Here is a 10,434-nt window from a genome sequence, read left to right as displayed (position 1 = left end):
GAACGATTGCGAGGAGTGACATGCGCATGCAACCAGCGCTGCTGGAGGAGTGGCTGCGGGAGCGCTACTTCGCCGCCGGCGCCGATTTGAGCAGCAGCGGAGTCCAGCCTTGGAGCTACGGCGAGCTGCGCGAGCTGATCGGGCTCGACCCCGGCGCGCTAGACGAGCTCGTCTTCGCCGACAGCGAGTCGTTCGGGGCTCGCCCGCTGCGCGCCGCGATCGCCGAGCGCTGGGCCGGCGGCGACGCCGACCGGGTGTTCGTGACCCACGGCTCCAGCGAGGGGATCTTCCTCGTCATGCAGGCGCTGCTGGAGCCGGGTGACGAGGTGGTCGCGGTCGAACCGGCGTATCACGCGCTCGTCGACGTCGCCGTCGCTGCCGGCGCTCGGCTGCGCCGGTGGGTGCTGCGGCCCGAGGACGGCTTCGCCCCTGACTTGGATCGGCTCGCCCAGCTGATGACCCCGGCAACCCGCATGGTGATCGTCAACTTCCCGCACAACCCGACCGGAGTGAGCCTCGACGAAGCCGGACTGGCGCGCCTCGTCGACCTGGTGGCGGCGCACGGCAGCTACCTCGTCTGGGACGGCGCGTTCGCCGAACTGACCTACGACGCGCCGCCACTGCCCGATCCGGCCGGCTGGTACGAGCGGGCAGTGTCGTTCGGGACACTGTCCAAGGCGCACGGACTGCCAGGGCTGCGGGTGGGATGGTGCATCGCCGACCCCGCCATCTTCACCAAGCTGTTGCCGCTGCGGGACCGGATGACGCTGGCGATCTCGCCACTGGTGGAGTTCGTCGCCACTCGGGCGGTCGCCTGCGCGGACCTGCTTGTCGCTGCGCGGCTGCGCCAAGCGGCGTACAACCGGGACACCCTGGCCGGCTGGGCAAAGCGACTCACCGGGCTGGTGGACCTGCCGATGGGCGGTGGTGGGGTCTGCGTGTTCCCGCGCATCCATGTCGACGACGTGGATGCCTTCTGCCAATCGCTGTTCGAGAGGGACGGGGTGCTCGTGGTTCCGGGTTCCTGCTTCGGCCACTCCGGGCACATCCGGCTCGGCTACGGCTGCGCCACCGACGACTTCGACTTCGGTCTGGCGCGCTTGGCCGACGCACTCGTCGGTGCCCGATGACCGCGGCCATCGACCTCGCCGAGGTGGAGCGGCGGTTCCTGCGCCACGTCTGGTTCCCGGTGGCCCGCAGCGAGGACCTGACCGACGCGGTGCTGCCCGGCCGGGTGCTCGGTGTCGACCTGGTCGTCTACCGCCATGAGGGAACGGCCGTGGTGGCGGCGGGCCGGTGCCCGCACCGCGGCGTCGCGATGTGGCTGGGTCGCACCGTGGCCCAGGGCATCGAGTGCCCGTACCACGGATGGGTGTTCGCGCCGAAGACCGGCGAATGCGTTGCTGTGCCCTCGTTGCCCGAGGGCGGCGCGATCGGGCACATCCAGCTCACGACCTACCCGGTCACCGAGGCGTATGGGCATGTCTGGACCAGCCTCGCGGAGCCGTATCTGCCCCTGCCGGAGCTCACGATCGAGCCCGACGCCGGCTGGGCGTTCTCGCACGGTGTGCCGCATGACCTGCGCTGCGGGATGCGTCAGCTGACCGAGAACTTCCGCGACATCGCGCACTTCCCATTCGTCCACTCTGGATCGATGGGGCCGAACGTCTGCCGCGTCGTCGACCCGTATCGCGTGACCAGGCAGGGGTGGAGCCTCGAGTGGGAGATGACCACCGACCTGGGCGGGAGCGCACTGGACGGCACCGCAGCGCTGGCCAACCAGATCCGGCTCATCCACGGGGTGGCGTTGCCGATGGCGGCGACCGTGCGCACCCGATTTCCGGATGGCGGGCGCCGGTTCCTTGCCCAGTTCGCCACGCCGCTGGACGAAGACGGCCAGCGGGTACGGCTGTTCTGGACGCTGGGTATCGACCGGATCGTACGCGAGGTGCACGGCGTCGACATGGACCGCATGTGGGCGTACGAGCAACAGATTTTCGAAGAGGACTATCCGATCGTGGAGAACCAGGTGCCGGTCGAGGCGCCGCTCGACCTGCACACGCAGAAACACACCGCCGCCGACCGGTACAGCATCGTGTATCGCAAGGCCTACGTCGAACTGCTGCACCGCTTCCACGCCGACGCCGGCGCGTCATGAGCGCGCGGACGGACTGGCTGGTGCGGTTGCGGCCCCCTTCGCAGCCGCTGGCGCGGCTGATCTGCGTGCCGTATGCCGGGGCAGGGGCGAATGCGTTCCGGTACTGGGCTGACCTGCTACCCGACTGGTTGGAGCCGTGGGCGGTGCGGCTGCCGGCGCGGGAGACGCGCCTGGCCGAACCGCCGACCTCCCGGGTGGAGCAGATCGCGGCCGCCATCGCCGCGGAGCTGCGCGACCTTGTGGCGTTGCCCTACTGCCTCTACGGCCACAGCATGGGGGCGCTGGTCTGCTTCGAGCTGGCGCGCGAGCTGCGTCGGCAGAGCATAGCGCAGCCAGTGCACCTGTTCGTCTCCGGCCGGCGGGCGCCGCAACTGCCCGACGATCTGCCGGGGATCTGCCACCTGCCGCGGGACGCGTTCATCGCCGGCGTCCGAGCCTTGAATGGCATCCCGGAGGGGGTGCTGGGCGAACCAGGGCTGATGGAGCTCATCGAGCCGGCTCTGCGTGCCGACTTCGCGGTCTGCGAGGGCTACCGGTTCCAGCCGCAGCCGCCGCTGGAGTACGGCATCTCGGCGTTCGGCGGCGATGCGGATCCCACGACCAGCCCCGGCCAGCTCGCGGCATGGCGGGAGCAGTGTGCGGCGGAATTCGTCGTGCGCAGCTACCCGGGCGACCACTTCTTCGTCCACACCGAGCACGCGCGGATCCTCGCCGCGATCTGCTCGGACCTGCGCAGCGTATGCCCGAGCATCGGAGGTCAGTGAATGGCGAGCGGGCGCTGGAGTCTCAACCGGATCCCTGCCGAGGCCGATCAGCTCCTCTTCGGTTTCCCGTACGCCGGCGGCGGGGCGTCACTGTACCGGCAGTGGCCGCGCACGGTCGGCGATGCCTGGTTCTGCGCGCTGCAGCCGCCGGGTCGCGAGCATCGCTTCGGCGAACCGTCGTTGCGCACGCATGCCGAGTTCACCGCGGCGCTGGTCGAGTTTCTCGGGGAGACCATCGCCGCGCAGCCGCAGCGGCCGTACGCCTTCTTCGGCCACTGCGGGGGAGTTCCGCTCGCGCTGAGCACCGTCCTGGCGCTGCAGGACGCCGGGCTCGCCCTGCCCGCCCGTGTCTTCGCCTCCGGCTGGGGGGCGCCGCATCGCAGCCTCTACGGACGGCTCAACTTCATCGACCTGCGCACCGCCGACCTGAACGCCGAGGTGCGGCAGCTGTTCACGCAGTTGGGTGTTCCGGCGCGGGAGGACTTCGTGGACATCGCGGCCGCGATCCTGCGGGTCGACCTGGAACTGCACCGCCCGCACCTGTACGACGCGAGCCGTTTCCTTCCCGTACCGGCGAGCGTGATCGGCTGGACCGACGACGATGTCGTGCCGGCGGCGCAGGTATGCGCCGGCTGGGAGGAATGCGCGCAGGTGACGTATCACGTGCTCGAAGGGGAGCACTTCGCCTTCACCCGGTGCCCGCAGCCGCTGTCGGACCTGCTGCTGGCCGGCATGCGGTAGCGGGTCGCCGGCCGGCGTGTCAGTAGCCAACCACCGGATCGACCGCGTCCAGCGGTTGCCCGCTCCGGAAGCGTCGCACCCGGTCCAGGTACAGGTCCACGAAGCGCGTGTCGGTGGCCTGCGTGTGGTCAGCGCAGTGCGGCGTGAGCAGCACGCCCGGTTCGCTCCAAAGTGGAGAGTGCGGTGGCAGCGGCTCCGGGTCCGTGACGTCGAGCGCCGCGCCGCCCAGGTGACCGCTGCGCAGTGCGCTCACCAGCGCCGGGTGATCAATGATCGGTCCTCGGGCCACGTTGATGACCACGCATCCGGGCGCTACCAGTGCGAACTCCCGCTCGCCGAGCATGCCGCGGGTCGCCGGCGTCAGAGGCGCCGCGACGACAAGGACCTGCAACCCGGCGAGGAAGGCATCCCGCTCATCCGGGCCGTACAGTTCATCTGCCCACGGGAGGGCGGGCGGAGCGGTGAGGCGACCCTGGGCGCGGTAGCGCAGCACCCGCACCCAGGTTCCGAAAGCCCGCATGAGCGCGGCGACGTGGCCGCCCACATCGCCGGCCCCGATCACGCCGACCGTGCGTCCGGCGAGTTCGCGCAGCGTGGGCGGCACCAGCCAGACCCGGTCGCGTTGCTGTCCGATCAGGTCCGGTAGGCCGCGCAGTACCGCCAGCAACAACGTCACCGCGTGCTCGGCGACCGCGACGCCGTGTGCGCCGCGGCCGGTGGTGAGCGTCGTACCGGCCGCCGCGGTAAGGGCGAGGATACGTTCGTCAACGCCGACGGACCGCAGCTGGACCCAGCGTGGCGGAGTAGCCGCGCTCAACAGATCGACCACGGGCTGCGGGTCGTAGGTCCAGGACAGGACCACGTCGCCGTAGCCCGAGTCGGTGATGCCGGCTTCGGGCCACGCCGCCGCGATCCGCTCCCGATGCGGGCCGGGTAGTGGGCCGAGCACCCGCAGCCGAGTGCTCAGACGGCCTCCATCCGCAGGCGCACGCTGCGCGGGCGCATGTCGGTCCACGCGGCGTCGATGTGCGCGATGCACTCCGCGCGCGTGCCACGCGTTCCCTCCACCCGCCAGCCCGCCGGCACGTCACGATCGGCGAACCAGATCGAATACTGGTCCTCATCGTTCATCACCACGAGGTAAGTCCGCGAATCCTCAGCGTCAGACACGTCGTCGCCCTCCTCGGCCTTCCGTTCGAGGATGGCCAGCGTAGGCACCGCGGCACCGCCCGGGCATCAACACATGTGCCGGTCGCCGCTCAACCGGGCGTCGATGTTCCGCCGGTTTCGCGGGCCTAGCGTTTTCGCCGAACCCATGGGTGGCTCACACGCGGAGCTGGACGTGAGGACAGGCCATGACCGAGCATGACGATCCGCCGCCAGATGTCACGACCATCCATGGTCATGTCGCCACCTGGGCGGCGCGGACCCCGAACGCCGTCGCCATCGACGCGGACGACAGTTCCGTCTCGTATGGACAGCTGCACGACGCGGCGGTGCGCGTAGCCGCCGGCCTTCAGGCTCGCGGGATCGGTCCGGAATCCACGGTCGCGGTCGCGTTGCCTCGCGGTGCCGACCTCGTCGTCGCGCTGCTCGCGGTGCTGCGCGCGGGCGCGGCGTACGTGCCGCTCGATCTCGACTACCCGCAGCAGCGGCGGGACTTCATGCTGGCCAACGCCGGCGTTGCCGCGATCGTCACCAGTGCGGAGCTGGCTACCCAACTCGCCGGCCAGACCTCGATTCCGGTGCTGACGGTCGACGCGCTCGCCGTGGCGGACCATCCGCCGGCCGACGAGCCGTCGGGTGCGGGCGGATCCGGTCGCGAAGCCGCATACGTGATCTACACCTCCGGCTCCACCGGGATGCCCAAAGGCGTGGTCGTGGAGCATCGTGACGTCCTCGCGCTGGTTCGTGACGACCGCCGGCTGGCCATCGCCCCGGGGCAGCGCGTCGCCCAACTCGCTCCCGTCTCCTTCGACGCGTCGACCTTCGAGATCTGGGCGGCCCTGTGTCGCGGCGCCACGGTGGTGCTCTTCCCGGCCGCCGCACTGCGCTCGGTCCAGGAACTGCACCGTCAGCTCGCCCGGCACCGTCCGGACTGGTTGTTCCTGACCACTGGGCTGTTCCATCTGCTCGCCGACTTCGCGCCGCAGGCTCTGGCCTACGTCGGTAGCCTGATCACCGGCGGCGATGTGCTCTCGCCCAAGCACATCCGCACCGCCGCGGCGCACGCCGGGACGGTCTACGCCGCCTACGGGCCGACCGAGACCACAGTGTTCGCCTCGCTACACCGCGCCGGGACGGACGAGCCGGCGGAACGGGTCGCGATCGGCACCCCGCTGACCGGTGCCACCATGTACGTACTCGACGCGACGCTGCAGCCGGTGCCCGCGGGAACGGTCGGCGATCTCTACGTCGGCGGCCACGGTGTCGCACGTGGCTACCTGCACCGCCCCGGGCTGACCGCTCAGGTCTTCCTGCCCGACCCCTACGCCACCAGTCCCGGTGCCCGGATGTACCGCACCGGCGACCGGGCCAGCGTGCGGAGCGACGGCGCGATCGACTTCCACGGGCGCACGGATCGTCAGGTCAAGGTCCGCGGATTCCGGGTCGAGCTCGGTGAGATCGAGACCGTACTGGGGTCCAACCCCGCGGTCAGCGGCTGCGTCGTCGTCGCGGTCGAGTCGGACGGCAACGACAAGCGCCTCGCCGCCTACGTTGCCACGGGCAGCACCGACTCGGCCGGCACCGTGACGGCATCGCAGTTGCGCGCCTGGGCGGCGCAGCGGCTCCCGGCGTACGCCCTACCGGCGACCTATGTCGTGCTGGCGGAGCTTCCGCTGGACCCCAACGGCAAGTTCGACCGGGCCGCGCTGCCGCAGCCGTGGAAGTCGCGCGGCAACCTGCTGGACCTGCCCGAGTTCACGCCGGTGCGCAACCACGTTGAGCGCACCATCGCGGCCGCGTGGACGCAGGCGCTGGACCTCGACGTGGTCGGGATCCACGACAACTTCTTCGCCCTCGGCGGTGATTCGCTGCGCAGCGTCAGCATCCTCGAACAGCTGCGAGCCCAGGGGCTTGACCTGTCCGCAGGCGACTTCTTCAGTCACCCCACCGTCGCCGAGCTGGCGGAGCACCTGCGGCAGGCCTCGCCTGAGCCGCAGCCGGTGCCGGTCGGCGGCTGACCATGAGGATCACACCGAAGCCTCCGGAGACGGTCGCGCTGGCCGGCATCGACCTGTTCGACCCGGAGCGATTTCGCTCCGGCGACCAGCACGGTGCCTGGCGAACTCTGCGCGAAACCGCCCCGGTCTGGTGGCACGAGCGGACGGGGCAGCCCGGATTCTGGTGTGTGACCCGCTATGCCGAATGCGAACGGGTGCTCAAGGACTATCGGAACTTCAGCTCCGAGCACGGCACCATCCTCGCCTCGGTCGGCGCGCCCGACCCCGCCGGCGGCGCGACGATTTCGCTGATGGACCCGCCTGGGCATACCGCGCTGCGCACCCAGGCGATGCGCTCGTTCAGCCATACCGTCGTGCGCAACCGGACGCCGCGGGTCACCGCGCGTGTCGCGGCGCTGGTCGACCGGCTCGGCGAGGGCGAGCAAGACCTGGCCGATCTTGCCCGCAGCCTGCCGATGGCCGTCACCGGCGAGCTGATGGGCATCGAGGAGAAGTACTGGGACCGGCTCGCCCACTGGAGTGCCGTCGGGCTGACCCCCGAAGACCCGGCGTTCGCGGTCGGCGCCAGCACCGCGGCCACCCTGAGCACCTCGCACCACGAGATCTTCGCCTGCTTCATGGACATCATCGCGCACAAGCGGGCCAATCCGGGTGACGACCTCATCAGCGCGTTGATCGCGCTGGCGCCCGGCGGCCGGCCGATGGACGACGGCACGCTGCTGCTCAACTGCTACAGCTTCATGGCTGGAGCGAACTCGACCACGCCGCATGTCATCAACCACACCGTGCTCGCTTTGGCCGAGCGACCCGACCTGTGGCGGCGCGTCGCTGCCGACGAGACGCTCGTGCCGGCACTGGTCGAGGAGGGCGCCCGGTGGACCTCGACGCCGTTCCACCTGGTGCGGCGAGCGGTCAACGACGTCGTCCTCGCCGGCGTCCCGATCGCCGCCGGCGACTGGGTGTGCGCCTGGCTGCCGTCCGCGAACCGGGACGAGACCGTCTTCGCCGACCCGTATGAGTTCTCGTTGCGGGCACTGCCGAGTCCGCATCTCGGCTTCGGCGCCGGCCCGCACTACTGTATCGGCGCGCCCCTGTCGCGGATGGCGCTGGCCGCCTTCTTCCGGGAACTGGTGCGCCGGTTCGACGGCGTGGACGTCATCGCGCCGCCGCAGCACCTCTATTCCAACTGGATCAATGGCTTCAGCTCGGTTCCGGTGAGGGCGCGCCGCCGCCCGGCCGTGGCATCGTCGATGCCCCCAGCGAGGGAGGGTGCTTGTGCGCATGGCACATCCTGAGGCAGATTCCCTGCCGGAACTGTCGGATGTAGATCTCTACGACCCTGAGCGCTACCGGACCTCGTCGCAACACCCGGCCTGGGCCCAGTTGCGGGAGCAGGCGCCGATGTGGGCCCAGCACACCCCGGACGGCGACCGGTTCTGGTCCGCCACCCGGCATCGCGACGTGGCCGCGATCCTCATGGACGACAAGCGGTTCAGCTCCGAGTACGGCACGATCCTCGCCGTCGCCAAGGGTGACATCGCGGGCGGTCGCACCATCAACCTGATGGACCAGCCGCACCACGCGCGGGTCCGGCTGCCGGTGATGCGGACCATGTCGACCAGGGTGTCGCGCGAGCGCAAGGAGCGTGTGCGGGAGCATGTGCGCCGGGCCGTCGGCGACGCCTTCAGCTCGGGTGAGGTGGTCGACGTCGCCGCCTTCGCCATCCACCTGCCACTGGCCGCGATCGGTGACGTCATCGGCATTCCGCATGAGCTGTGGCCGCAGATTCCGCGGCTGGCGATGGCGGGCGTCGCCCCCGGCGACCCGACCTACTCGGCCGGCGCGGAGAGTCACACCCTCAGCAACGCTCATCTTGAGCTCTTCTCGATGTTCAACGAACTCATCCAGGAGCGCCGCCGGCACCGCCGCGACGATGTCATCTCGGCCCTGCTCGACATCGACTTCGGTGGCCGTCCGCTGACCGACCATGAGCTGCTGCTGAACTGCTACAGCTTCGCCATGGGCGCGATCACCACCACACCTCAGGTCGCCTCGCACCTGATCCTCGAGCTGTGCCGGCAACCGCAGATCTGGCGGCGGCTGCAGGCCGACCCGAGTCTCGTGCCGAGCGCCGTCGAGGAGGCACTGCGGTGGTCGTCGCCGACGAACCACCTCATGCGCCGGGTGCTCGCCCCGGTGCGGGTCGCCGGTGTCCAGCTCGAACCGGGAGAGCTGGTCTGCGCCTGGGTCGCCTCGGCCAACCGGGACAGTGCCGTGTTCGACGACCCGTACACGTTCGATCCCGGGCGGACACCCAATCCACACCTGGCGTTCGGCGTGGGGGCGCACCGTTGCATCGGCGGCCCGCCGGCGCAGGTCGTGCTGGCGGTCCTCCTCGAAGAGATGCTCGACGCGGTGCAGGAGATGAGCCTCGCCGGCGAGGTCACCCACATGCGGTCCAACTTCATCAACGGCATCACGCGACTCCCGGTGCTGTTCCGTCCCCGTCCCGGCGGCGGTGCCGCCGTCGGTGCCGCGTCGATGGCCAGCTCGAGGTAGCGATGTTGGAGATCAACCTGACCGCCGGCGAGGTTGCCGCCTGCCGGTCGGTCGTGGATGCCCTGGTGGCGGAGCACCAGTCGATCGAGGACGAGGTGCTGCTCGCCCGGGCGAGCGTGTTCGCTCAGGAACTGCCGCGGCGGCTGCGCGCCGAGCTGAGCCAGTTCCGGCTCAACGAGACCGACGCCGCGGTCGTCATCAGCGGCTACCCGGTCGACGACGAGCGGATCGGGGACACGCCGCAGCATTGGGGGCAACAGAGCACCGGCGCCCGCACCATAGCGGAGGACGGGTTCTTCCTGCTCTGTGCCTTCCTGCTCGGGGAGCCGTTCGGCTGGGCGACGCAACAGAACAGCCGGGTCATGCATGACATCCTGCCGATCCGGGGTCACGAGAACCTGCAGCTCAACTCCGCGAGCACGGCGAAGATCTGGTGGCACGTCGAGGACGCGTTCCACCCCTACCGGGCCGAGTACGTCGGCATGATGTGTCTGCGCAACCTCGACCAGGTCGCCACCACCTACGCTCCCGTCGACGCGGTTCGGCTGCCCCGCGATGTGGTGGAGGTGCTTTTCCAGCCCCGGTTCCAGATTCGCCCCGATGAGTCGCACCGTATCGACTCCGAACGGATGGAGAAGCTGGCCGAACCGCAGCGGCGAAGCTACGAACGCATCCGCCAGCTGCACCAGCAGCCGGCTCGCATCGCCGTGTTGTTCGGCGACCCGGCTACGCCGTATCTGCGACTGGATCCGTACTTCATGGACCCGACGCCGGACGACCCACAGGCGCAGGAAGCCCTCGCGGCGCTGTCGGCGCAACTCGACCGGTGCCTGACTGAGATCAGCCTCGCCCCCGGTCAGGTTCTGTTCGTGGACAACTACCGCGCCGTACACGGTCGCAACCCGTTCCGGCCGCGCTACGACGGCCGCGACCGATGGCTCAAGCGGCTCAACGTGGCCCGGGACCTGCGCAAATCCCGAGACGCGCGGGAGCGTGCCGACTCGCGAGTGCTGTTCTAGACAGGAGC

Annotated in this window: 10 protein-coding genes; 8 read left to right on the top strand and 2 right to left on the bottom strand. The window is 70.1% G+C overall.

Annotation, left to right across the window (positions count from 1 at the left end; genetic code table 11):
- Nucleotides 1–20 precede the first annotated feature (20 nt).
- Genes vioD through AB0367_RS32465 form a run of 4 tightly spaced genes read left to right on the top strand, consistent with a single transcriptional unit; the run spans nucleotide 21 to nucleotide 3,663 of the window.
- Nucleotides 21–1,130: a capreomycidine synthase gene (gene vioD / locus AB0367_RS32480; RefSeq protein ID WP_366230303.1), complete on the top strand. Its 1,110-nt coding sequence runs from the start codon at nucleotides 21–23 to the stop codon at nucleotides 1,128–1,130.
- Nucleotides 1,127–2,158, top strand: coding sequence for an aromatic ring-hydroxylating dioxygenase subunit alpha (locus AB0367_RS32475; RefSeq protein ID WP_366230302.1), 1,032 nt, complete (start codon nucleotides 1,127–1,129; stop codon nucleotides 2,156–2,158). Before vioD ends, AB0367_RS32475 begins: the two co-directional genes overlap by 4 nt.
- Nucleotides 2,155–2,922, top strand: a complete 768-nt coding sequence (locus AB0367_RS32470) for a thioesterase domain-containing protein (RefSeq protein ID WP_366230301.1) — start codon at nucleotides 2,155–2,157, stop codon at nucleotides 2,920–2,922. Before AB0367_RS32475 ends, AB0367_RS32470 begins: the two co-directional genes overlap by 4 nt.
- Entirely contained in the window at nucleotides 2,923–3,663 is a 741-nt protein-coding gene (locus AB0367_RS32465; protein WP_366230300.1) for a thioesterase domain-containing protein, read from the top strand. It abuts the gene before it with no gap.
- Nucleotides 3,664–3,682: 19 nt separating this feature from the next.
- Here the strand turns inward: AB0367_RS32465 and AB0367_RS32460 are convergent, their stop codons facing one another.
- Nucleotides 3,683–4,612, bottom strand: a complete 930-nt coding sequence (locus tag AB0367_RS32460; RefSeq protein WP_366230299.1) for a D-2-hydroxyacid dehydrogenase — start codon at nucleotides 4,610–4,612, stop codon at nucleotides 3,683–3,685.
- 14 nt (nucleotides 4,613–4,626) lie between these two features.
- The gene (locus AB0367_RS32455; protein WP_366230348.1) at nucleotides 4,627–4,833 is read right to left on the bottom strand and encodes an MbtH family protein; all 207 of its coding nucleotides are present in this window, start codon (nucleotides 4,831–4,833) and stop codon (nucleotides 4,627–4,629) included.
- Between the two features lie 185 nt (nucleotides 4,834–5,018).
- Here AB0367_RS32455 and AB0367_RS32450 point away from each other — a divergent pair, with 185 nt between their 5' ends.
- From AB0367_RS32450 to gntD, 4 genes are read left to right on the top strand one after another with little or no spacing between them, the layout of a single operon-like run.
- Nucleotides 5,019–6,848 (top strand): non-ribosomal peptide synthetase, encoded by a 1,830-nt coding sequence (locus AB0367_RS32450; protein ID WP_366230298.1) that lies wholly within the window; start codon nucleotides 5,019–5,021, stop codon nucleotides 6,846–6,848.
- Between the two features lie 2 nt (nucleotides 6,849–6,850).
- Nucleotides 6,851–8,143: a cytochrome P450 gene (locus AB0367_RS32445; RefSeq protein ID WP_366230297.1), complete on the top strand. Its 1,293-nt coding sequence runs from the start codon at nucleotides 6,851–6,853 to the stop codon at nucleotides 8,141–8,143.
- Nucleotides 8,130–9,407, top strand: coding sequence for a cytochrome P450 (locus AB0367_RS32440; protein WP_366230296.1), 1,278 nt, complete (start codon nucleotides 8,130–8,132; stop codon nucleotides 9,405–9,407). Before AB0367_RS32445 ends, AB0367_RS32440 begins: the two co-directional genes overlap by 14 nt.
- Before the next feature lie 2 nt (nucleotides 9,408–9,409).
- Nucleotides 9,410–10,426 carry a guanitoxin biosynthesis L-enduracididine beta-hydroxylase GntD gene (gene gntD / locus AB0367_RS32435; RefSeq protein ID WP_366230295.1) on the top strand — a complete coding sequence of 339 codons (1,017 nt, stop codon included), beginning with the start codon at nucleotides 9,410–9,412 and terminating at the stop codon, nucleotides 10,424–10,426.
- Nucleotides 10,427–10,434: the final 8 nt, after the last annotated feature.

The sequence above is a fragment of the Dactylosporangium sp. NPDC051484 genome, assembly GCF_040689395.1.
Classification (GTDB): Bacteria; Actinomycetota; Actinomycetes; order Mycobacteriales; family Micromonosporaceae; genus Dactylosporangium.
Note: the sequence above shows the minus strand (reverse complement) of the source record. Positions and strands in the feature narration are given on the sequence as shown.